Genomic DNA, 22,542 nt, shown 5'->3' with positions numbered 1-22,542 from the left:
AAACATCAACCATGCAGTTAATGCTGTTATCCGGTATTAGCTATCGTTTCCAATAGTTGTCCCAGTCTATGAGGCAGGTTCTTTACGTGTTACTCACCCGTTCGCCGCTAAGTTTTTCTAGTGCAAGCACCAGAAAAACTTCGCTCGACTTGCATGTATTAGGCACGCCGCCAGCGTTCGTCCTGAGCCAGGATCAAACTCTCCAAATAAATTTGTTAGCTTGATTAGCTCAATAAAAAGTTTTATAGTTTCTTTTTAAAACTGTCCTTTTTTGGAATTAACGTTGACTTAATTCGTTTAGTTTTCAATGTTCAAATTGTTGCGATTAACAACTTTTATATTTTAACATTTTTAAATTTCTTTGTCAAGCTTTTTTTAAAACTTTTTTAAAAATGTTTTTCGTCTTCTTCAAGAAGACTTTTATTATTCTATCATTTCTTCGAATGTTTGTCAAGAAGTTTTTTTATATTTTTCAAAAACTTTTGAACCGTTTACTTCGTTGAAATAATTGAGTTTGTCTTTCTTCAAGACTTTTATAAGTTTATCATTTCTTTTATATTTTGTCAAGAGCTTTTTTATAATTTCTTAACATTTAATATTTTGAAATGTTTGATTGTTCGTCTTCTTCTCGAAAAGACTTTTACTATTCTATCATCAACTTTATTTCTTGTCAATAATATTTTCATACTTTTTCATTTTTATTTCAATTTTTCTTTCTTTTTACTATTTACAATCAAATTCTATTGAGATATTATATAAGTATACAGTATAAGGAGGATTTTTTATGATTATTTTTAAAGAACCTATCGATGTTTCATTTCAACAAATAGAAGACTACAAAAATGAGTTTATTGTTAACGACGAAACAATTCACGGTGCAGCTAACATGACTGCTTTATCTATTCCTGAATGGGTAAAATTTGTAGAAAATACTAAATATAAAGAAACAGTCACTCCGGGATTTGTTACTGCTCATACTTTCTTTGCACTAGACGATAATAAGATTGTCGGTATTATTAACGCAAGACATGAACTTAATGATTATCTATTAAACTTTGGTGGTCATATAGGTTACAGTGTTAGAAAATCAGAACGTAGAAAAGGATACGGTAAGAAAATGTTAGCCTATACTTCTGAATTTTTGTTCTCACTTGGTCTAGAGAAAATTCTAATTACTTGTGATAAAAATAACATTGCCTCAAAACGTACTATAGAATCATGTGGCGGTATCTTAGAGAATGAAGTAATAGAAGAAACTAGAACTACATTAAGATATTGGATATATAAAAAATAAGGTTAGGTTGGAATTTAATCCAACTTAACCTTTTATTTCATTTCAACTACAGTAGCTCCCATACCACCTTCGTTTTGACCTCCAGTTCTATAGCTAGCTACATATCTATTATTTTTAAGATATTCTCCGATATTTTTACGAAGTATTCCTGAACCTAACCCATGAATTATAGTAAATGTATCATAACCTTGAAGTATTACTTTATCCATATAGTTTTCAATCTCTCTTATCGCCTCTTCTGTATTTAATCCTATTACATTGATATCAATACCGACTTTTTTACTACTTACATTACTTGTGCTTACATAACGTTTAGCGACTTCCGGTTCACTATCGATTTTTCTAACTTCTTTTTTCTTAATATTTAGTTTCATTGCACCCATTTTAATCTGTAGGGTATTTCCGGAAATTTCTAATACAGTAGCTCTTTGATTGTAACTTAGAACAAGAACATCATCACCAACCTGTATTTCACTATTATTAAACTTAGGTTCACTTTCTAATTTTCTTTGTAATTTTACATTATTCTTACTCTTATCCATTGAATGAAGTAATTCATTAAGTTCATGTTGTTTTAAAGAAGTATTGTCTTTAAATTCTCTATAAATTTCAAGCATCTCTTCTTTTTTCTCTTCTATTTCTTTATTTAACTCTATACTTAAATCATTATACAGACTTTCTTTATACTCTTCATATTTCTGTAGATTAGATTCAAGAGTTTCTTTAACTTCCTCAATTTCATCTAAACTTTTATTTATATACTCTAATTTATAATCATATTCTCTAATACTTTCAGAAAGTTTATCAATGAAAAGATTATTCTCTTTCGTATTTACTTCTAATAAGGAACTTGCTTCATCTATAATAGATTGCTCTAAACCTAATTTAGCAGAAATATTTATTGCATTAGACTTTCCTGGTAATCCTATAATAAATCTATAAGTCGGTTTTAATTTTTCAAAATCAAATTCCATTGATGAGTTTTTATAATACTCTGATTCAAAACAATAGTTTTTAATTTCTGGATAGTGAGTTGTACATAATATTGTTGCATTTAGATTTTTGAACTTTTCTAATAACGCAATTGACAGTACAGCACCTTCACTTGGATCAGTACCTGAACATAATTCATCTAATAGGATAATACTCTTATCATTTGTTTTATTTAATATATGAATTATATTAGTCATATGTGAAGAGAAAGTAGATAAGTTATTCTCAATTGATTGCTCATCTCCTACATCTACAAATACATCTTCAAAAAATCCAACTGTCGATTCCTCTAATGCTGGAATATAAAATCCTAAATGTGATAAGTACACACATAATCCAACTGTTTTCAAAATTACAGTTTTACCACCAGTATTAGGACCAGTTATTATTAGTGAGTTTCCTTTATTGTCTAGAATAACATCATTTTTCACAACTACATCTTTATCAATTAAAGGATTATATGCTTTCTTTAGATTAAGTTCCTGTGAATTTACTATGTTTTGTTTATTAAAGCCATTTCTAGCACAAAAGTTCATTTTTGAAAAAATAAACTCTATTTGTGAAAAGTTCCAAAGTGAATTAATAAGCTCATCTGATTTTTCTTTAATAACTTCTGAAGCTTCTTTTAAAATTCTAAGTATTTCTTCTTTTTCTTTACGTTTTAGTATTCCAATTTCATTATTAATTTCTACATTTTCTTTTGGTTCAACATAAAAAGTATTCCCCGATGCACTCTCATCATGGATAATTCCACCAAAATCATTTTTATATTCTGGTTTTACTAAAATAACATCACGATCATTTCTCTTCGTAACAATTGCTTCAGTTAATTTTTTAACATTTGAACGCAGGATATTTTTTAAAATTTGATCACTTTTGTTTTTTAACTTAGCGATATTTACTTTAATATTCTTCAGTTCTAGTGAAGCATCTGGTCTTATATAACCATCCTCATCTATTATTCTATCTAGGTATCTTTCAAGATCACTAAAATCATCTAGTTTAACAACATATTTAGTTAAACTTGGATAATTAGAATGTTCTTGCAACTTTATATTCTCAAACCTTCTAGAAAATCTATCATAAGTTATAATATTTCTTAATATATAGAAGAGTTCTTTTTCTGAAAGGACACTATCAATTTTAGCTTTCTTAACACTAGCGTTATAATCAAATATTTTTAATTTGAATTCATTTGGATACTTTCTTAGTAAATCATATCCTTCTTCATTTTCTTTATGAACTTCTACTAACTTATCGTAATTTGTTATATATTCTAAATTTTTAATTTTTTCATAAGATAACTCTGAGAAACAATATTTCTCTACATCTTTTAAAACTAAGTCTAAATTTAGTTTCTTTTGAGTAATTTTATTCAATCTAATCTCACTCCTTCTATCTATATTTACATGCTTTTTCTTTTTATAATACAAACTATTATACACTAAATACAAGCATTAAACAATTTCTTTCGATTAAAATCATAATCTGGTTTAATTATACAAAAAATTCGAAGTACATTACATACTCCGAATTTCTCAATTATTTATTAAAGAATAAACTAATAAACTGTTTTGATAACACTGGTGTGTTTTGTATTATATAATCTGGTAGCACCGAATCTTTAAATATTGCTATCTTCCAATCTGGTGTAGGCAATACTGTTACTAGATATAATACCACGAAAACTATTAAATAAATTTCTACAAACCCTAAAATAGCTCCTAAATATCTATCCGTTATTTTTATTAACGGTAATTTTCTAACAACACCTAATGTTTGCGCTAGAATTTGTATTATTAATCGTATTACAATAAATAATACAATAAATGAAACTATTCGGTAATATGCAGTTGGAATATTTAATCCTTTATATATCCCTTCTAAACCATCTGTAACATCAGTTGGAATTGGTATCATACTTGTAAATAAATATGCTAATCTTGAACTGAATAACATTGATACTACATACCCTATTACAATTGTTCCTAGATAAAAAATTTGCATGATTAACCCACGTTTGTATCCTAAGTACGCACCTGCTGCTAATAATAATGCAATAATAATATCAACCATGTTTTCCCCTTTCCAATCATAATCTATTTTGCTTTAATTTATTATGATTAGTATATTGTTATTTTACTCTATCAACTTTAAAGTAGCATTAATCTATTTTAGACTAATGCTACTTTTTTAATTTAACATTTAATTATTCGACTCCGATAATATATGGATATACCGGTTGTCCTGACTCAATAAGTTCTACTTCTACATCAGGATATTTTTCTTCGATTAATTGTTCTAAGAAATCAGTATATTCTTCTGTACTTTCTTCACCAAGGTAAAGTGTAACAATTTCAGAATCTTCATCAAGAGATTTTTCTAGTAATTCTTCTAATACTGTATTTAGCGATAAATTAGAAACTATAATCTTACCATCTCTAATACCCATGAATTCATCTTTTTTAATTTCAACACCTTCAATATTAGTATCACGAACAGCATGAGTTACTTCTAAAGTACTTACCGTAGATAATACTTCTTGCATATTTGCAAAGTTTTCTTCAGCAGCTGCTTGTGGATTAAATACCATAACTGCAGCTAAGCCTTGAGGTGCTGTTTTACTTTCAACAACAAAAACATTTTCCTCAGCTAACTCAGCAGCTTGTTTTGCTGCAAGTTGGATGTTTTTGTTATTAGGGAAAATAAAGATATTCTTAGCGTTAACTTCTTTAATAGCTTTCATAATATCTTCAGTAGATGGATTCATTGTTTGTCCACCTTCTACGATATAATCAACTCCCATAGAAGTTAAAACTTTACTTAATCCAGCTCCCATAGAAATAGAAATCATAGCTTGTTCTTTTAACTCTTTTGGAGCTGTAGTTTGTTTAGCTTCTTGTTTTCTAAGAACTTCACGGTGTTGTTCTCTCATATTATCAGATTTAATTTTAATTAATTCTCCGTACTGTTGTCCATAGTTAAACACATCACCAGGAGTTTCAGTATGAACGTGAATTTTTACAAATTCACTATCAGAGATCACTAATAAAGAATCTCCAAATTTACTCATATCTTCACGGAATTTATCTTCATTAAATTCTTTTTTCTCTTTATCAAGACGTACAGTAAATTCTGTACAGAATCCATACACTATATCTTCTGGGCTCATGAAATCCATATCATGATCGTCTTCGAATTGCATATCAACAACATTAGTTTCTACCGCTTCTAAACCTTCGATTTTCTCACCTTTTAGTGCAGCAACAAATCCTTGGTATACACAAACAAGACCTTGACCACCTGAGTCTACTACACCAACTTCTTTTAAGATTGGTAATAATTCAGGTGTTCTTTTTAGTGACGCTTGCGCTTCAGCATATATAGCTTCCATTACTTCTACCACAGAAGTAGTTTTTTCAGCTGCTTTTACCCCAGCTTCTGCAGCTTCACGTGCAACTGTTAGGATTGTTCCTTCTACAGGTTTAATTATCGCTTTATATGCGATACTTACTCCATTTTGAATAGCTTCAGCAAATTCTTTTGCATTAACTTCCTTTTTATCAGCGATGTGTTGAGACATCCCTCTAAATAGTTGAGAAAGGATAACACCAGAGTTTCCACGTGCACCCATTAATAAACCTTTAGAAAAAGATTTACCTAATTCACCGATGTTTTCAACAACATTTGCAGCTGTTTCTTTTGCACCTGATGACATTGAAAGATTCATATTTGTTCCTGTATCACCATCTGGTACAGGGAAAACGTTCAATGCGTTTATTTTTTCTGCATTTTTAGCTAAGTTTTTCGAACCTAAGTCGATCATTTCAGCTAAAACAAGTCCGTTAATTTTCTCCACTATCTTTCCTCCTATTTATTTACCTTGATGCCTTGAATGTAAATGTTAATTTCATCTACTTTAACACCTAGTGTTTTTTCTATTTGATATTTAACTGAAGATTGAACATTGTTAGCTATTTCTGAAATTTTTGTTCCATACATAACAATGATATATAAATCAATAACAAGTTTATCTTCATCTTTTTTTACTTTAATTCCTTTTGCGTAATTTTCTTTACGTAAAATTTCTGTAATTCCATCTTTAACTTGATTTTTACTAGCCATTCCTATAATGCCGTAGCAACTTACAGCTGCTCCACCAGCTACTGATGCAATAACATCATCACTTATAGAAACATGACCAAGTTCATTATTAATTTCTAATGACATATCTTTTCCTCCTATTCAAAAATAGACAAATTGAACATACGAACTATTATACCTTTTTTGACAGAAAAATACAAGTGAAACATTGATATTTCTCAACTTAGAGCCTTTTAGCATCCCTTTTACATTACTATTATTTATTATCGTTAATGAATTCTTTAGCATGAATCATTAATGTTATAACATCACAAACAGGCGTTGGAATATTATGAATCTTTCCTAATCGTGATACTTCTCCATTTAAATAATCAATTTCTGTTAAACGTCCATTTTTCATATCTTGATAAAGTGAAGGATAGTGTGCTCCCGCTTTATCCAATGGGAATATGTTCTTTATATTATTTTCAATAATTTCTTGTTTTACATCTACTCCTTCTGCTTTACCTACTGCAGTAATTTCATTAAGAACTGCTCTAGTTAACTCAAGATTTTTTTCAAAACTTCCATATTGATTAATATTACAATCAATTAATGTACAATAAGTATTTAATACACAGTTTAGTCCCGCTTTATGCCAAATAGATTGAAATGTATTTTCTGAGTATTTAATATTTAATCCAGCATCATTAAACCTTTCAACTAGCGCTAATGTCTTTTCTAAATTAACCTCTTTTACTTGTTTTAATTCTATTTTCCCAGTTCCATACGCTTCTAATACACCTGGGCCACCAAGACCACTAGTCCAAACCGTAACACCTATTAAAATATTTTCTTCTTTTACATAATCTTTTAATGTTTCTACATGACCTAGACCATTTAAAATACAAATAATTTTAGTATCTTCGTGTAAAAGATGCTTTACACTCTCTAACATTGGTCTTAATTGCATCGATTTAGTTGCTACAAATATAATATCATACTTCCCTGAAATTTGCTCTGGTTTATAAATAGGAATATAGTAGTTTCCTAAATCAACATTATCAATAATGACCTTTAATCCTTTATTTCTTATTTTTTCAACATGAGCCTCCCAAGTGTCGACAAAAGTCACATCCTCATTATTTTTAAATAACATGTATCCAAATCTTGAACCTAGTGCCCCCGCACCTGCAAATAATATTTTCATAATCATTCTCCTTAATTTATTATCTATTTTAATTTTATAATTACAACATTACTTTGTCAACGTTATCTATTTATTTTTAATATATAAAAAAAGGGAGTGACTCAAAAATCGTGATTTCGTAGAAATCGATTTTGTCGAGTCACCCCCGCACAGTTTATTAGATATCTAAAGAGCTTTTATAAAGCGAATTTAGATATCAATAAACCACTGTGTCTATGAGTTTTCATGTAAACTGTTTTAAAATATAGTACTTTTGGGTCAGCCCCTTTTAATTAACTATAAGTTTTCTGGTTTATATGCTTCAGGTTTATATAGTTTTAATACGTCTGAATAAAGTCTATCAGCTAAGAATGCAACTACAAACGGAATTACAAAGAATGCTAATAAAATTGGAAGTAAGTTCCCACCATTCATTGCATATGATTTTGTAGGTCCGATTAATCCGATAATTCCAAATCCTGCACTTTCATGTGTTCCAAGAATTTTTAGGAAGTATCCAGATAAACCTGTAACTGCTGCTGTTGTTAAGATAGTAAGGAATAATTGTGGCTTACGTGCACAGTTTGGCATCATAAGTTTAATTGCTCCTAATATAATAGCAACACTTGCTCCTTTGCTGTTTGCTCTGTATGTACCAATTGCTAGTACTGCAGCTGCAGAAACTAATCCTAATGTTGCTGCTCCTGCACCAACATAGTTCTCATTAGTAAATAAAATTAATCCCATCGCTACTGTAGATACAGGTGTTACGATTAAGAATGAGAATGCCATTGTTATCAAGATACACATTAATACTGGTTGTAATGTTGTGAATTCAAAAATTAATGACGCTAATAGTTTTGTTAAACTCTTTGTATAAGGTAATGTTACTAATCCTAATGCTGCTACTAGTCCTCCAGTTATAGGTAAGAAAATGATCGTAACAGCTCCAAATTTATCTTTAACATAACTTATCGCTAATGCACCAATTGCTGCTATTAAAATTACGTTAAATAAATCTCCCATCGGAACCCCAGTCCACGCTTTTGTTTGAGCATTAAATGTTAATGAACCACTTGCCGCTAAGACTGTAGCACCTAATACTGATGACTCTAAAGGTTTGAATTTTAAACTTTGCCCAACAATTACACCAACTAAAACTGGTACAGAAAATTGTAATAAATACATCGCTTGTGAAAGTGTAGTGAATACATTCGGTGCAAATAGAGTTCCTAAGTACTTAAATAACGTACTTAAAACAGCATTTGGGATTAATCCTGCAACGACTCCTAAGGCAGTTCCATTTAAAATAATATTAAGAAAATCCTTTACTCTTTTTGACATATATATCCTCCTTTTTCTTGTTTGTTTTTAATATAATAAATATAATAATATAAAATCAAACAAAAGTAAAGAATTTTTTGAAAATTTATTTATTTTTTCTTTTTTTATTCGATAAAAGTCTATACAAAAGGAGAATTGGTAGTTAAGACTAATCAATTCTCCTTTAAATATTTTATAATATTGGTTTTTTATTCGGTGTACCAGCTTTTCTCGGATATTTATTAGGTGTTTCTTTGGCTTTACGAATTTCTAGTATATGCCTTTCTTCACCTTCAATATCAAATTCAAGATCTTGCTCTAATTTTCCACCTAAAAGTTTTATTGCATTCATTGCTTCTTTAGTCTCTTCTTCAGCTTTTTGAGCTTTTAGACTTAAGAAGTAACCTTCTTTCTTAACTAATGGTAAACAAAGTTCAGCTAATACATTTAATCTTGCTACCGCTCTAGCAGTAACTATTTCAAAACTTTCTCTGTATTCTTTATTTTGACCAAATTCTTCTGCTCTAGCATGAACAAAATTACAATCAGTAAGCCCAAGTTCATCTTTGACTAAATTTAAAAACTTAATACGTTTATTTAAAGAATCAACAATAGTAACTTTTAAATTTGGGTATAATATTTTCAATGGAATTGATGGAAATCCTGCTCCACTCCCCACATCACAAATACTTTCAATATTTGAATAATCTTTATAAAATGCTAAAGAGATCGAATCAAAGAAATGTTTTGTATAAAACTCATCTTCTTCAGTAATAGCTGTTAGGTTTATTTTTTGATTCCATTCTACAACTAAATCATAGTATTTACTATACTGCTCTTTCTGAAGTTCTGATAATTCTATACCTACTTTTTCTTTCACAGCATTATAGAATTGCTCTTTATTCATTATTCGTACCTCTTCTTTGTTCTAAGTATACTAATAGAATAGAAATATCCGCTGGGTTAACTCCTGATATACGAGATGCTTGTCCAATAGTTAATGGTAAAACTTTTTTTAGTTTTTCCCTTGCTTCTAAAGCTAAACTTGGTACATCATCATAATTTAAATCTGTTGGTATTTTCATCTCATTCATTTTTTTTAGTTTTTCAACTTGTTGAATAGATTTTTTAATATACCCTTCATATTTAACCTCTATTTCAACTTGTTCTACTACGTCTTTAGGTAGAACTGTTTCGTCATTTGCTAAATAAAGTACATTTGCATGAGATAATTCTGGACGTCTTAGCATATCAATGGCTAAAATTCCATCACGTATTTCAGCACTGTTTAACCCTGCTAATTTTTCTAAAGTAGCAGCTGTTGGAGTTATTCTGAAAGTTTTAAGTCTTTCTATTTCATCAGCTACCATTTTACGTTTTTCACAGAATTTATTATATCTTTCTTCTGTTACTAGGCCATAGTTATAAGCTTTTTCAGTTAAACGCATATCTGCATTATCATGACGTAGAAGTAATCTATGTTCCGCTCTTGAAGTTAGAAGTCTATAAGGTTCATTTGTTCCTTTTGTTACTAAGTCGTCAATAAGAACTCCAATATATGCTTCATCACGACCAAGAATCATAGGTTCTTCTCCTAGAACTTTACATGCGGCATTTATTCCTGCCATGATTCCTTGACCTGCAGCTTCTTCATAACCACTTGTACCATTAATCTGACCAGCTGTAAATAATCCATCGATTAATTTCGTCTCTAATGTTGGCCAAAGTGTTGTTGGATTTACAGCATCATACTCAATAGCATAACCATTACGCATAATAACTGCATTTTCTAGTCCTGCAATACTTCGAACCATGTCTCTTTGTACGTCATCAGGTAATGAAGTTGATAAACCTTGTACATAAATTTCTTTAGTATTTCTACCTTCTGGTTCTAAGAAAAGTTGATGTCTTTCTTTATCATTAAAACGAACATATTTATCTTCAATACTTGGGCAGTATCTTGGTCCTGTTCCCTTTATTACTCCAGAGTACATTGCAGAACGACCTAAGTTTTTATCAATAATCTCATGTGTGTTTGTATTAGTATATGTTAACCAACAAGGAACTTGATCTTTTACAAATTCTGTTGTTTCATAACTAAATGCATGCTCCTCTTCATCACCTGGTTGAATCGCAGTTTTTGAAAAATCTACACTATCTGCATTAACCCTTGGTGGTGTACCAGTTTTAAATCTAACTAAATCAAAACCTAATTCTTCTAATTGTTTTGCAAGATCGATAGATGGCATCTGGTGGTTCGGTCCTGAAGAATATTTAATATCTCCGATTACGATTTCACCACGTAAATAAGTACCAGTTGTGATAATTATTGTCTTAGCTTTATATGCTGTACAAAGCATAGTTCTTAGACCAACCACTTTATTATCTTCAATAATAAGCTCACGTACCATCGCTTGCTCAATATCTAGATTTGGAGTATCTTCTAAGATTCTCTTCATCTCTAATTGGTATTCTACCTTATCAGATTGCATTCTTAATGCACGAACTGCTGGCCCTTTCGCTGTATTTAACATCTTACTTTGAATGTTAGTTTTATCTGCTACACGTCCCATTAGACCACCAAGCGCATCTACTTCACGTACAACAATTCCTTTTGCCGGTCCCCCAACACTTGGGTTACATGGCATAAAACCAATAGTATCTAAGTTAATTGTAATCATTAAAGTTTTAACACCTTTTCTACTAGCGGCGTGTGCTGCCTCAATTCCTGCATGTCCTCCTCCAATTACAATAACATCATATTCTTTTAAAAATTCAGTCATAGTACCTCCATATATTTTAACGTAATTGCAAAATAATGCTTTGACCAAAATTTTGATATATTACTAAATTTTTACCTTTATTATATTATCATATTGAGAACAAAAAAACTAATAATATACATATAATAGTTTTGTTATTTCATATTTTAAATAAACTTTCTACAGTTTCATCCTATAGTTAGATAGTAATTATATTCTTGCTATCTAACTATAATATTTGAATACAAAAAAATCGTAGCACTTTCGTACTACGATTAATATTTCTATTCTTTAACTTTGTTAAACTCACTAAATTTATCTTTACTGAATAAACCTAAGTGTTTATCAACCATAATTGAGTTTGTCATACCACCACTAACGTTTAAGCAAGTACGTCCCATATCTAAAATTGGATCTACTGCTAAAATTGGGTTAATTTGATTGAATAACGCACCAAAACCTACCCCGTTTACTGAAACAGAGGCAGCTGTAATTGCAGTACCTGGTACTCCAGCGATACCAACTGATCCAAGTGTCACCACAATTACTGTCATAATAAACAATGTTGCATCAATTGCAATTCCATTTGCATTAGCTAAGAAAACTACTAACATTGTTGGATAAATCCCCGCACATCCTTGCATTCCAGCTGTAGATGAGAATGAAGCAACAAAGTTAGCTGTTGATTGGTTAACTCCCATTTCTTTAGTTAATGTACTAATTGTTAATGGTAAAGTACCAGCACTTGAACGTGATGTAAATGCTAAAACTAATGGTTTACTTGCTTTTTTGAAGTATGTAACTGGTGAAACACCGTGTAGTAATAAGAATAATCCTTGAATAATGAATTGAATTACTACAGCTACATATAGTAAAGCAATGAATAATAACACATCTTTAATTGATTTTAATCCTCTTTGCGCAATTGTGTTAGCTAATAAAGGAATTACTGCATAAGGTAATAATCTTATAATTAGAACTGTCATACGAGAAACAATTGCATGTAAGTTAGCAATATAATCAATAAAAGTTTTAACTTTATTTTCGTCTTTATTTTGAATATATCTTGCAGCTAATCCGATAAACATTGCAAAAATTACTACACCTATAACATTAAAATCAACCATTGCTTTTATAGGGTTTGAAGGAATTAATTCGCGAATAATTGTTACTACGTTCTTCACTTCTTTAATTTTACTTTCTCCGTTACCTAATACAATAGAACTACTTCCAAGTTTAAAGATAGCAGACACTACAAATCCAACGATTGAACTAATCGCTACCATACCTAAAGTAATAATTAAAGTTAATCGTGTTAATTTCTTAACATCAGTGTTTGCATTAATATTAACAATAACATTAATAATAGAAACAAGTACTAATGGGATAATTAACATTTTAATTAAATCAATAAAACCATTACCGAATAATGAATACCAAGTTGTAGTTTCAGCAACATATTTGATTTTCATAGGTTCATCACTGAATCCTGAATATGCTTGAATGGCAATACCTAAAAGTAAACCAATTGCTGTTGATAATAAAGTTCGTTTTGATGAACTGACTCTCTTTTTCGCTAGATAATACATAAAGTAAAATAACGCAAAAAGTACTACTAAAAATAATAAAGTTTCTTTTGTAGAAATCATTATAAATTTCTCAAAAAATGTAAATTTGTTTTCCATTTTCTATCCTCCAAATGAGTATTTCACTCATTTTCTTTTTGTATTTTGTAAAATTTTCATATTAAATTTCACACCAACTACAGATAGAATGGAAAAGATAAAGACCTTTTTCCATAATGTACCTCCAAAATGTAAATGATAATTAAATTAAACTACAATTTTCAGAAAATTTCAATAGTTTTACTCAAAAAAATATATTTTGAAATTTTTTTGTTTACTAAATTTTTCTAATACGTTATAATAAAGAATAGTTATCATTTATATATACAATAGAACGGAGGGATTTTTTTGAATATTAAATTAGTTTATGCGAGTTTAACAGGTAATACTGAAATGTTATCTGATTTAATGATTGAAAAATTCGAAGAAGAAAAAGGATTAGAAATAGAAAAATTATTTATCGAAGATATGGAAGACTTTGATTTTCTTGATGATGCCGATGCATTTATTGTAGCTACATACACATACGGTGAAGGAGAGCTACCAGAGGAAATGGAAGAATTTTTCGAAGCTCTTGCTGATAAAAATTATGAAGGAAAAATTTATGGAGTTATCGGTACTGGTGACACAATTTATGATGAATATTGCGCTTGTGTAGATCAATTCGACGAGCAAATTGCTAAAACTGGTGCAACTAACCCAACAGAAAACCTTAAAATTGAGATCGAAGCAGATACTGACGAAGATTTTGAAAATATTGATAAATTTATCGAGTCTTTCGCTAGTGCGCTATAAAAAAATACGGTTATGAAAAATCATAACCGTTCTTTTTTTATCCTTTAAAGAAGACATTTACCCTTTCAAATTCGTCTTCCCAATTATTCCAATCTAATCTTATCTTAGAATTTTCTTCAAGAATATCTTCAACTAAGCTTTCAATTGTAATATCTTCTAATGAAGATTTTATTGCCTTATTAACAGTATTAACTTTCTTCAAATACTTATTGTAACGTTTATCAACTGCTAACGCACCTTCAAAAATTTTAGATACATAATCTGTTTTTAAAGCAAATATTTCTACTTCATCATTTAGCGCTACATATACGTCATATAAAGTAACTTTTTTATTTGATTTATATTTATATCCCCCGCCAATACCAGTGTTAGCTTTTACTAGATCATTGACAACCAATTTTCTCATAATTTTTTTCAGATACGTTGGAGAAATATTTAAACGCTGGCTTATTTCCTTAGAATTTAAGAAAACATGTCTATCTTGAAGGTATAACATTACCATTATACAGATTGCTTGTTCAGTACTTTTTGTTAAATGCATAAACTCAACCTCTTTTCTTTATAATATAACTCTACTTACATCCTTATTTTATGATATATTTTTATAATTGTCAAATGTTATCTTAATTTTTCTCCCCAGTATTGATAATAGGTACATTCAATGGAACCGTTAAATAACTTTCTTCTTTTCGTTGCCTTTTTCCCATATAAATGTTCAAACATTTTATGAGAAGTTAATAAGTAAAGTGACCAATGTTTTTTATTTTTAAGTTCAGTCCCTAAAAACTTATACATCGCCTCTACTTCTTTTTTCTCACCTAAACGTTCTCCGTACGGTGGGTTGGCAATAACACACCCAGTTTCCTTCTTCGCTACAAAGTCGAAAACTGACATCTGTTTAAACTTAATAACTCCTGCTAACCCAATTTCTTCAGCATTATTTTCAGCAGTTGCTATCATCTTAGGATCAATATCAGAACCATATAATTCTAATTCTTTTTCATAATCAATTAGATCCTCAGCCTTATTTCTTTCTTCATCTACGAGACTTTTCGGCATCCATGGCCATTTTTCAAAGTCAAAGTTTCTATTGATTCCAGGTGCCATATTTTGTGCCGCCATAGCCGCTTCAATTAATAATGTTCCTGATCCACAGAATAAATCATATAAAGGTGTTTCACCTTTCCAGTTAGTTAGTTTTACCATCGCTGCTGCTAACGTTTCTTTTAATGGAGCTGTCCCTTGTTTAGCACGATATCCACGCTTATGTAACCCATCTCCAGAAGTATCTAATAGAATAGTTGCAATATCATTTAACATAATAATCTCTAGTCTATATCTAGCTCCTGTCTCGGTTAACCACCCTGTAACTCCATAGCTTTTCTTCATTTTTTCAACAATTGCTTTCTTAACGATTGACTGACAGTCAGAAACACTGAATAGTGTAGACTTATGACTTCGTCCATCAACAGGGAACTTAGCATCTACTGGAAGATATTTATCCCATTCTATTTCTTTAGTTTTTTCAAAAAGTTCTTCGAAAGTATACGCAGGAAATTGTGCAACTACGATTTTAACCCTATCTGCACATCTTAACCATAGGTTCGAACGCACTATTGCTCTCTTATCTCCTGAATAATACACTCTCCCGTTTTCTACTTTTGTTTCATAACCTAATTCTTGCACTTCTTTAGCTACTATTGCTTCAATTCCCATAGGGGTTGTTGCTACTAAATTAAAATTCATTTCTTCCTCCTTAAAAAAAGGGGCTCCTAAGAGCCCCTAGAACTAGTTGTTTTTCTTATCATAAGCCATATTCTGTATCTATCTTACTCAAACGAGACTAGTCTACTCTCGTAAAAATAGCTGTGATCATCTGTCTAAATATATACATATTTCCTATTCCTACATTCATTTCTGCGGAATAAGTGCTTCTACCAAAATTTGAATTGCTCACTCAAGGGGTTTACCGCGTTCCACTTCTTATATTTCTATAAGAACTCCGTCACTGTGGCACTTTCAAGACATATAACCATATAGAAAACTACTTAGGTCATATTTTCTGCCGTCACCATAAGGTGCCTAAACTTATTTTTTCGTTTAGCGTTGAACACTACAGGCATCTCAGCCTGTGTGAGTATGGACTTTCCTCAGCATTTCTGCCGCGATCACTCAAAGAAAAACACTTATATTACTTTACACTAAAAATAACATTTTGTAAACAATAATCTAAACTATTTTTCTAATACAGAAATTTTACCTTCAGCAATTTCCTCTAATGCTTTACCAACTTCTTTATGAGAAGTGTATTTATCTAGTTTGCTTGTTTCAGGATTTGCAAATAGTTCTCTTGCTCTTTTACTTGCTAATGACACTAGCATATATTTTGAATTTACTTTTGATTTTAATACGTCTAATTTTGGATATAACATTTTTTTCTCCTACATTTCTTCTAATTCTAATAACGCTCTTCTATATTTCATCTCTATACGTTCACGTTTTAAATGCTCACTAAGTATGATTGCTTTAATTCTTTCTACGGCTTTGTCTACTTCATCATTTTCAACTACATAATCGTATAAGTGCATCATATTAATTTCTTTTTTAGCTTTCGCTATACGTGATTCAATTACTTCATCACTCTCAGTTCCACGACCTTTTAATCTTTCTTTAAGGTCTCCAATACTAGGTGGTGCTAAAAATATAAATAAAGCATCTGGAATTTTACTTTTTACTTGTCCTGCACCTTGTACTTCAATTTCTAAAAATATATCTTTTCCTTTTTCCATCGTCTCCCTTACATATTTAACGGGAGTTCCGTAATAATTATCGACATATTGAGCATATTCTAATAGCTCACCTTGTTGAATTAAAGACTCAAATTCTTCTTTTGTCTTAAAGAAATAATCAACCCCGTCTACTTCACCAGGTCTCATACCTCTTGACGTCATTGAAATTGAATATTCGAAGTCAACATCATTACTTTCAAAAATTCTTTTTCTAACAGTACCTTTACCTACTCCTGAAGGTCCTGAAAGAACTATTAATAATCCTTTCTCCATTTTTCGTATCCTTCTGTTATGTTTTATTATCTTTTTATGATACCATAAATCGGAAAAAATTTAAACTATAAACATGTATATTTAAGTTGTAAATTAATTCGATAATATTTTCTTAAAATTCTTAATTTTTATTTTTAAAATACAAGTCTGATGATTGCTAATGAAATTATTCCTACCACAACTATCACCAAGAGACTCTTTGAAATGATTGCACTTAATACAGTAGGTAGAGAAGCAAGTAGATTTTCATAATTAATCTGAGGAAACTCTCCGATCTTTTGAATAAATAGGCTATCAAACCATAGAGCTGACATTATTACAATCGGTACAAAATTTAGATACTCTATTATTGGCTTAGGTAAATCGAATTTCTTCAATAGTACAAATGGAAGTACCCTAGATAACCAAGTCACAATTGTACATCCTATTATTGTTAATATTACATAGTTAGTAGATAACATTTTTCAACACCACTCCTATTGCACATCCTATTAAAGTAACCACTATAATCAATACATTGCTTGGGATAATAATCATTCCAAAATATACTAAGAAAAACACAACAACAATCACAAGAAATTGTACTTTTTTCTTAATAGTAAAATCTGAAATAACCTGTAAATACAATAATCCTATAAACATTGCTACTAAAGCAAAATCTAATCCTAATGCCTTAGGATCCTTAACTATTCCACCTAATAATGCTCCTGCAACTGATGATAGCGCCCATGTAAAATAAGATACTAAGTTTGCAGTATTGAACCATTCGTAAGTCAGCCTTCCATTAGTATAGTTTTGTTTATTCATTCCTAAAGCAAAACTCTCATCAGTTAAAAAAGTACCAATTACAATATTCTTCCATACACTATATCGTTTGAAAAACGGAGCTGTTGCCATACTCATTAATATCATTCTTGAATTAATTAAAAAAGTTGCAAGGATAATTGAAAGTATTGGAAAGCCGCTAGAAAGCATACTTACAGTTATAAATTGTGCACCCCCTGCGTATATGAATAACGACATCGCTCCGACAACGAGAGGATTAAAACCAGCTGAACTTGCTATGATACCAAATGCCAAACCTATTCCAATATATCCAAAAACTGTAGGTAATGTATCCTTTATTGCAGTCTTTATATCTAATTTATCATTCATATATTCACCTTCCTTAACTATTTAATTGTTTTATTTTATTAAAAGCTCACCTATAAGATCTTTATCAATTTTTTGTTTAACCGTTTTTTGTCCAGTGTAAGTTACTAAGCCCGGTTTAGCACCAGATATTTTTTTTACATTTTTAATTAACGTTCTATCAACATTAACATACTCTTCATTTTTAAACTTAGAATAATAGGCAGCTAACATCGATGCAATCTCTATTGTCTCTTCGCTAGGATTATTATCAAAAATTACCACGTGACTACCAGGAATATCTTTAGCATGAAACCATAGATAATCTCGTCTTGCTAATTTATTAGTAATAGCATCATTCTGGAGATTATTTTTTCCGACATAAATAGACGTACCATTATGATTAATTACAAAATAATTACTCTTATTCTTTTTCTTATTAACCTTAATCTTTTCTTTTAGTATTCCATTAGCAATCAATTCTTCTTTGATTTCTGCTATGTCCGTTTTATCTGCATTTTCTATTTGGAATTTTATAGTCTCAAAATATCCTAAATCCTGTTTGGCAATCTCTATTTGTTCAATCAAATTCTCAATAGTTCTTTTATTTTTTTTATATAAATTAAAGTACTTCTCAGAGTTTTTCTCAATAGTTAAGTTTGGATCTAATTCTATTTCTATATCCGATAAATCTTCACTATAAAAATTCTGTAACGTCACTTTTTCTGGAATTTCTTTTTTAAACATATAAATATTAGAAATCAGTAACTGTCCTTTTAACTTATAATCGTCTCTACTATTAGCCTGCTCAAGTTCTTCTTCTAATATATCAATTTTCTTATTTAATCTATTTATTTTAGAATTAACAAAATTAAAAAGCTTTTTGTCAGTATTTTTATTTATTGACTCTCTCGCTATGTACATATAATAATAATCTAGTAATTGTGATAATGATTCAAAATCTTTACTATATTCTTTAACTCCAAAGAAATAAAAATCCTTCTTATTATTTTCTTCTAATAAAACGGGTTTAAAATAATTATCGAATTCTTTACAAAAACTAATAAATGAATTTTTCAAATCTTCTTGCGAATTTTTTTCAAAATAATTATTCAGTAATGCTGAAACACCGTAGAAGCTTTTCATTAAGAATTTCTTATCATCAATAGAAAACTCGATATCACTATAGCGACTAAAGTCAAAAGGATTAATTTTTTCAGCTGTTGGAGGAAGAGTATATTCCATATTAGATATAGTTGATCTCTTATACTCAAGACTGTAGCTATTTTTTAAAGACTCTAAGATAATATTATCTTCATTAGTTAATATTATATTTGAGTGTTTGCCCATTAATTCTGAAATTAGATAATAATACTTTTCATATCCTAAATCATCAAAGTTTTTAATTTTAAAAATTACTATTCGGTCATTATTAACTTGATTAATCTCTAATATTATTCCACCTGTTAAGTACTTTCTTAGTACCGAACAAAAATTCGAAGGTGTTGAAGGATTTTCAAAACTATTATTTGTTAACTGTATTCTAGATGCACTTGAATTTGCAGATAAAAACAATTTTAAATTCTTTCCTTTTCTAACAGAAAATACAAATTCATCTGTCGATAAATTATTTATTTTATTTATACGACCATTCAATATATTTTCTTCTAATTCTTTCACCATTTTTCTTATGAAAAAACCATCAAATGCCATTTTTATCCTCCTTGTATTTTAATATATAATTTTAAATTATATCATAGATATTAATTTGTGTATATGAAAATAAGAAACATACAAATACTAAAAAGAGACGATATATACATACCATCTCTTCTAAAATACTATTTATTTTCGAATCTTTTTGAAACTAATACTCCCCACACTAATAATCCAAGTAATACCACCCAGAAAATAACAGTCCAAAGTGTTGAATGTGGGAATTCATGTGGGATAAGCCCTAATTTTTCATGAGCAGCAGCTATAACAAATAACTTAATACCAACCCATCCTACGATCAGGAAGGCAGCAATTTCTAACCCTGGTTTAGTTTCTAAAACTTTGATGAATATATTAGCAGCATAACGCATAATCACTACACCTACAAATCCACCTATTACCATTACTGAAAACTGACCAAGGTTGATACCTCCAATTGATGTTTCAGAAATATGCGGTAGTGTGATGGCAATCGCTACAGCGGCTAAAATTGAATCAATCGCAAAAGCTATGTCAGTAAGCTCAACTTTAATTACAGTCGCCCAGAAACCACTTTGTTTTTTAGGTTCAGCAATCTCTTCAGTTTCATCCCCTTGTTTTCTCTTATCGAAAAATTCTTTAATATGTGCACCTGCCATATATAACAAGTACAAACCACCTAAAACTTGGATTTCCCAATACTGCGCTAATATTGTAATTAAGAAAATCGCTATTATTCTAAATACCAATGCTCCTGCAAGACCGTACATCAATGCATGCTTTTGTTCTTTAGGTGGCAAATGTCTAACCATAACAGCTAAGACAATAGCATTATCTGCTGAAAGTAATCCTTCTAAAAGTATTAAACTCAATAATACTATCACATATTGAATTAGTATCTGTGTATCCATTCTAATCTCCTTCTATCCTATTATTTTTTTCATTAATCTAACAATAACTATAACTACGATTAATCCTAACATGTTTAATGCTAGCGGTAAAAAGTTACCTAGATTAAAAGTAATATTCTGATTTAATAGATTAAAAGATTTAGTAAAGATAGTTAATACACTATTATCTACTCTTTCTGCTGGTACAGAAAATCTAGATTTTATCATATTTGCTATAACTTCTCCTCCTATAAAATATAAAAGTGAGAAAGAAATTGCCAAGTTTGTGTTATTAAATAGTGTTAATGCTAATAAGAAAATAAGGTTAGCAAACACGAATAATAAAACTAGCATCGCAGCATATGATCCTGCTGTATTAACATTCAACATTAATGTTTTTAACTCTTCAAAAATATTTCTTTTTCGTAAGAATATTATTCCTATGAAGCATGCAATTACTATAACATAGTAAACTAAAAAATAAATTAAATTTGCTAAAATAGAGAATATATCACGCACAGTTTTCTTTTTTCTTATTTCTAAAAGTACATTTACTTTTGAAATATAATCTTCTCTATATGAAAATATGTAATTTAATCCCATTATAAAAATTACAATTACCATATTTACTTTAAGAATTATTGAAAATATAATATCTAATATTGACTTATCATAAAACGTAGCTAACGTATCTAGTTTATATACAAATGCAAAGTTAATTATCGATAATATAATTATAAATAAATAATTAAATTTACGTCTAAATAACTTTCCGAATTCTAATGCGAACAACATTATAGATCAGCCTCGCCCTCATATAATTTAATTTTTTCACCTAGATTACGAATTTGAAATACTTCTATGTTATTTTTCAATAAAGCATAAACTACTTCTTCAAGAACTTCTTCTCTTACTACTATTTCATTATTGTGATAAATAGTAAATTGATGCCCTTCTAAAATTTCATCTAGATTTTCTTGACTAGAAACATTTATAGCCGTAAGTTGTTTTAATATTAATAAGTCTTCTAAATTTCCGAAGTATGATTTAATTCCATCAGTAATAACTAAAACTTTATCAGCAATACTATTAAAGCTATTAAGCATTGTATCTAAGATAATTACATTTGCATTATTTGATTTATCAAGAATTAACTCACTTATCTCCTCTTTATCTTCAGTAGTTAAACTCTCTTCCGTGTTATCAACGATTAATACATTTTGATCTACTAAAATTGAAAATAAAATATGAAATTTTGTCACTTCATTTGATTCTAAATCTTTATATTTTCTACTAGCATCTAAGTTTAAAAATTCTAAGTCTCCTACTAACTCTTCTTCAATAGCTTTTATACTAAATAGAGATAATGCTTTTTTCAAATTTTTTAATAATGATAAATCATTGTAAAATCCAAAATCTTTAGCAAATAAAAGTCTCTGATTATTTATATTCTCACCATCAAAAAGAATCTCACCTTTAAACTTCGTCCTTTGTCTAAATGAATCTTTTAATAGTTCTAAACTTGCAGAACTATTATTAACAATAGTTAATATTTCTCCTGTTTCAACTCTGAAATCAAGTTCTAATATCGTATCTCTTTTTATTTTTTTTGTATATTCTTTAAATTCTAAAACCATTATTTCTCCTATAAAAAATAACATTAGTGTAATTTTCTGTTATTATATTCATTTTATCTCTTT

Annotated in this window: 21 protein-coding genes, 1 rRNA gene and 1 other RNA gene; 2 read left to right on the top strand and 21 right to left on the bottom strand. The window is 29.5% G+C overall.

Annotated features, from left to right (window positions below; genetic code table 11):
* A 16S ribosomal RNA gene (locus O3801_RS04455) occupies positions 1-209 on the bottom strand; the annotation flags it as partial.
* A 575-nt stretch (positions 210-784) separates the two neighbouring features.
* Here O3801_RS04455 and O3801_RS04450 point away from each other — a divergent pair.
* Complete coding sequence (locus tag O3801_RS04450) at positions 785-1,294, top strand: GNAT family N-acetyltransferase (RefSeq protein WP_371454192.1); 510 nt, start codon at positions 785-787, stop codon at positions 1,292-1,294.
* Positions 1,295-1,326: 32 nt separating this feature from the next.
* Here O3801_RS04450 and O3801_RS04445 read toward each other — a convergent pair whose 3' ends face one another.
* From O3801_RS04445 to O3801_RS04405, 9 genes are all read right to left on the bottom strand, one after another.
* The gene (locus tag O3801_RS04445; RefSeq protein WP_371454191.1) at positions 1,327-3,666 is read right to left on the bottom strand and encodes an endonuclease MutS2; all 2,340 of its coding nucleotides are present in this window, start codon (positions 3,664-3,666) and stop codon (positions 1,327-1,329) included.
* Positions 3,667-3,829: 163 nt separating this feature from the next.
* Positions 3,830-4,363 (bottom strand): CvpA family protein, encoded by a 534-nt coding sequence (locus O3801_RS04440; protein ID WP_004264291.1) that lies wholly within the window; start codon positions 4,361-4,363, stop codon positions 3,830-3,832.
* A gap of 133 nt (positions 4,364-4,496) precedes the next feature.
* A complete protein-coding gene (locus O3801_RS04435) occupies positions 4,497-6,146 on the bottom strand; it encodes a DAK2 domain-containing protein (RefSeq protein WP_371454190.1) in 1,650 nt (549 codons plus the stop codon).
* A gap of 11 nt (positions 6,147-6,157) precedes the next feature.
* Positions 6,158-6,517, bottom strand: a complete 360-nt coding sequence (locus tag O3801_RS04430; RefSeq protein ID WP_294681168.1) for an Asp23/Gls24 family envelope stress response protein — start codon at positions 6,515-6,517, stop codon at positions 6,158-6,160.
* 130 nt (positions 6,518-6,647) lie between these two features.
* The gene (locus O3801_RS04425; protein ID WP_371454189.1) at positions 6,648-7,580 is read right to left on the bottom strand and encodes a ketopantoate reductase family protein; all 933 of its coding nucleotides are present in this window, start codon (positions 7,578-7,580) and stop codon (positions 6,648-6,650) included.
* 276 nt (positions 7,581-7,856) lie between these two features.
* Positions 7,857-8,903 (bottom strand): PTS sugar transporter subunit IIC, encoded by a 1,047-nt coding sequence (locus O3801_RS04420; protein ID WP_371454188.1) that lies wholly within the window; start codon positions 8,901-8,903, stop codon positions 7,857-7,859.
* Between the two features lie 172 nt (positions 8,904-9,075).
* Positions 9,076-9,789 (bottom strand): 16S rRNA (guanine(527)-N(7))-methyltransferase RsmG, encoded by a 714-nt coding sequence (rsmG, locus tag O3801_RS04415; RefSeq protein WP_294681162.1) that lies wholly within the window; start codon positions 9,787-9,789, stop codon positions 9,076-9,078.
* Positions 9,782-11,665 carry a tRNA uridine-5-carboxymethylaminomethyl(34) synthesis enzyme MnmG gene (mnmG, locus tag O3801_RS04410; protein WP_371454187.1) on the bottom strand — a complete coding sequence of 628 codons (1,884 nt, stop codon included), beginning with the start codon at positions 11,663-11,665 and terminating at the stop codon, positions 9,782-9,784. Before mnmG ends, rsmG begins: the two co-directional genes overlap by 8 nt.
* Positions 11,666-11,928: 263 nt before the next feature.
* On the bottom strand, positions 11,929-13,329 hold the full coding sequence (locus O3801_RS04405) for a cation:dicarboxylate symporter family transporter (protein ID WP_371454186.1): 1,401 nt from the start codon (positions 13,327-13,329) through the stop codon (positions 11,929-11,931).
* Between the two features lie 288 nt (positions 13,330-13,617).
* Here O3801_RS04405 and O3801_RS04400 point away from each other — a divergent pair, with 288 nt between their 5' ends.
* Positions 13,618-14,064 (top strand): flavodoxin, encoded by a 447-nt coding sequence (locus tag O3801_RS04400; RefSeq protein ID WP_294681156.1) that lies wholly within the window; start codon positions 13,618-13,620, stop codon positions 14,062-14,064.
* Between the two features lie 37 nt (positions 14,065-14,101).
* Here the strand turns inward: O3801_RS04400 and O3801_RS04395 are convergent, their stop codons facing one another.
* The 11 genes from O3801_RS04395 to O3801_RS04345 form a co-directional block, all read right to left on the bottom strand.
* Positions 14,102-14,605, bottom strand: a complete 504-nt coding sequence (locus tag O3801_RS04395; RefSeq protein ID WP_294681155.1) for an RrF2 family transcriptional regulator — start codon at positions 14,603-14,605, stop codon at positions 14,102-14,104.
* A gap of 77 nt (positions 14,606-14,682) precedes the next feature.
* A complete protein-coding gene (locus tag O3801_RS04390) occupies positions 14,683-15,810 on the bottom strand; it encodes a THUMP domain-containing class I SAM-dependent RNA methyltransferase (protein ID WP_371452092.1) in 1,128 nt (375 codons plus the stop codon).
* 56 nt (positions 15,811-15,866) lie between these two features.
* Positions 15,867-16,244: RNase P RNA component class B (rnpB, locus tag O3801_RS04385), an RNA gene on the bottom strand.
* 54 nt (positions 16,245-16,298) lie between these two features.
* Positions 16,299-16,496 (bottom strand): DNA-directed RNA polymerase subunit omega, encoded by a 198-nt coding sequence (gene rpoZ, locus O3801_RS04380; protein WP_004264469.1) that lies wholly within the window; start codon positions 16,494-16,496, stop codon positions 16,299-16,301.
* A 9-nt stretch (positions 16,497-16,505) separates the two neighbouring features.
* Complete coding sequence (gmk, locus tag O3801_RS04375) at positions 16,506-17,126, bottom strand: guanylate kinase (RefSeq protein ID WP_294681147.1); 621 nt, start codon at positions 17,124-17,126, stop codon at positions 16,506-16,508.
* A 134-nt stretch (positions 17,127-17,260) separates the two neighbouring features.
* Positions 17,261-17,587 (bottom strand): AzlD domain-containing protein, encoded by a 327-nt coding sequence (locus O3801_RS04370; RefSeq protein ID WP_371454185.1) that lies wholly within the window; start codon positions 17,585-17,587, stop codon positions 17,261-17,263.
* Complete coding sequence (locus O3801_RS04365; RefSeq protein ID WP_294681143.1) at positions 17,574-18,281, bottom strand: AzlC family ABC transporter permease; 708 nt, start codon at positions 18,279-18,281, stop codon at positions 17,574-17,576. Before O3801_RS04365 ends, O3801_RS04370 begins: the two co-directional genes overlap by 14 nt.
* Before the next feature lie 30 nt (positions 18,282-18,311).
* Positions 18,312-19,970, bottom strand: a complete 1,659-nt coding sequence (locus tag O3801_RS04360) for an Rqc2 family fibronectin-binding protein (RefSeq protein WP_371454184.1) — start codon at positions 19,968-19,970, stop codon at positions 18,312-18,314.
* A 128-nt stretch (positions 19,971-20,098) separates the two neighbouring features.
* Positions 20,099-20,863 (bottom strand): TerC family protein, encoded by a 765-nt coding sequence (locus O3801_RS04355; protein WP_294681141.1) that lies wholly within the window; start codon positions 20,861-20,863, stop codon positions 20,099-20,101.
* A 12-nt stretch (positions 20,864-20,875) separates the two neighbouring features.
* A complete protein-coding gene (locus O3801_RS04350; protein WP_371454183.1) occupies positions 20,876-21,466 on the bottom strand; it encodes an iron ABC transporter permease in 591 nt (196 codons plus the stop codon).
* Between the two features lie 170 nt (positions 21,467-21,636).
* Complete coding sequence (locus tag O3801_RS04345) at positions 21,637-22,479, bottom strand: ABC transporter ATP-binding protein (protein ID WP_294681138.1); 843 nt, start codon at positions 22,477-22,479, stop codon at positions 21,637-21,639.
* Between the last annotated feature and the right edge of the window lie 63 nt (positions 22,480-22,542).

Source organism: Gemella sp. 27098_8_149, from assembly GCF_041433745.1.
Taxonomy (GTDB): domain Bacteria; phylum Bacillota; class Bacilli; order Staphylococcales; family Gemellaceae; genus Gemella.
Note: the sequence above shows the minus strand (reverse complement) of the source record. Positions and strands in the feature narration are given on the sequence as shown.

What these genes read in the sequence shown, in the direction of transcription:
- O3801_RS04450 (WP_371454192.1), top strand. Translation starts at nt 785, where the DNA reads ATGATTATTTTTAAAGAACCTATCGATGTTTCATTTCAACAAATAGAA.
- O3801_RS04440 (WP_004264291.1), bottom strand. Translation starts at nt 4,363, where the DNA reads ATGGTTGATATTATTATTGCATTATTATTAGCAGCAGGTGCGTACTTA.
- O3801_RS04430 (WP_294681168.1), bottom strand. Translation starts at nt 6,517, where the DNA reads ATGTCATTAGAAATTAATAATGAACTTGGTCATGTTTCTATAAGTGAT.
- O3801_RS04425 (WP_371454189.1), bottom strand. Translation starts at nt 7,580, where the DNA reads ATGAAAATATTATTTGCAGGTGCGGGGGCACTAGGTTCAAGATTTGGA.
- O3801_RS04420 (WP_371454188.1), bottom strand. Translation starts at nt 8,903, where the DNA reads ATGTCAAAAAGAGTAAAGGATTTTCTTAATATTATTTTAAATGGAACT.
- rsmG (WP_294681162.1), bottom strand. Translation starts at nt 9,789, where the DNA reads ATGAATAAAGAGCAATTCTATAATGCTGTGAAAGAAAAAGTAGGTATA.
- mnmG (WP_371454187.1), bottom strand. Translation starts at nt 11,665, where the DNA reads ATGACTGAATTTTTAAAAGAATATGATGTTATTGTAATTGGAGGAGGA.
- O3801_RS04405 (WP_371454186.1), bottom strand. Translation starts at nt 13,329, where the DNA reads ATGGAAAACAAATTTACATTTTTTGAGAAATTTATAATGATTTCTACA.
- O3801_RS04395 (WP_294681155.1), bottom strand. Translation starts at nt 14,605, where the DNA reads ATGCATTTAACAAAAAGTACTGAACAAGCAATCTGTATAATGGTAATG.
- O3801_RS04390 (WP_371452092.1), bottom strand. Translation starts at nt 15,810, where the DNA reads ATGAATTTTAATTTAGTAGCAACAACCCCTATGGGAATTGAAGCAATA.
- rpoZ (WP_004264469.1), bottom strand. Translation starts at nt 16,496, where the DNA reads ATGTTATATCCAAAATTAGACGTATTAAAATCAAAAGTAAATTCAAAA.
- gmk (WP_294681147.1), bottom strand. Translation starts at nt 17,126, where the DNA reads ATGGAGAAAGGATTATTAATAGTTCTTTCAGGACCTTCAGGAGTAGGT.
- O3801_RS04370 (WP_371454185.1), bottom strand. Translation starts at nt 17,587, where the DNA reads ATGTTATCTACTAACTATGTAATATTAACAATAATAGGATGTACAATT.
- O3801_RS04365 (WP_294681143.1), bottom strand. Translation starts at nt 18,281, where the DNA reads ATGAATGATAAATTAGATATAAAGACTGCAATAAAGGATACATTACCT.
- O3801_RS04360 (WP_371454184.1), bottom strand. Translation starts at nt 19,970, where the DNA reads ATGGCATTTGATGGTTTTTTCATAAGAAAAATGGTGAAAGAATTAGAA.
- O3801_RS04355 (WP_294681141.1), bottom strand. Translation starts at nt 20,863, where the DNA reads ATGGATACACAGATACTAATTCAATATGTGATAGTATTATTGAGTTTA.
- O3801_RS04350 (WP_371454183.1), bottom strand. Translation starts at nt 21,466, where the DNA reads ATGGTAATTGTAATTTTTATAATGGGATTAAATTACATATTTTCATAT.
- O3801_RS04345 (WP_294681138.1), bottom strand. Translation starts at nt 22,479, where the DNA reads ATGGTTTTAGAATTTAAAGAATATACAAAAAAAATAAAAAGAGATACG.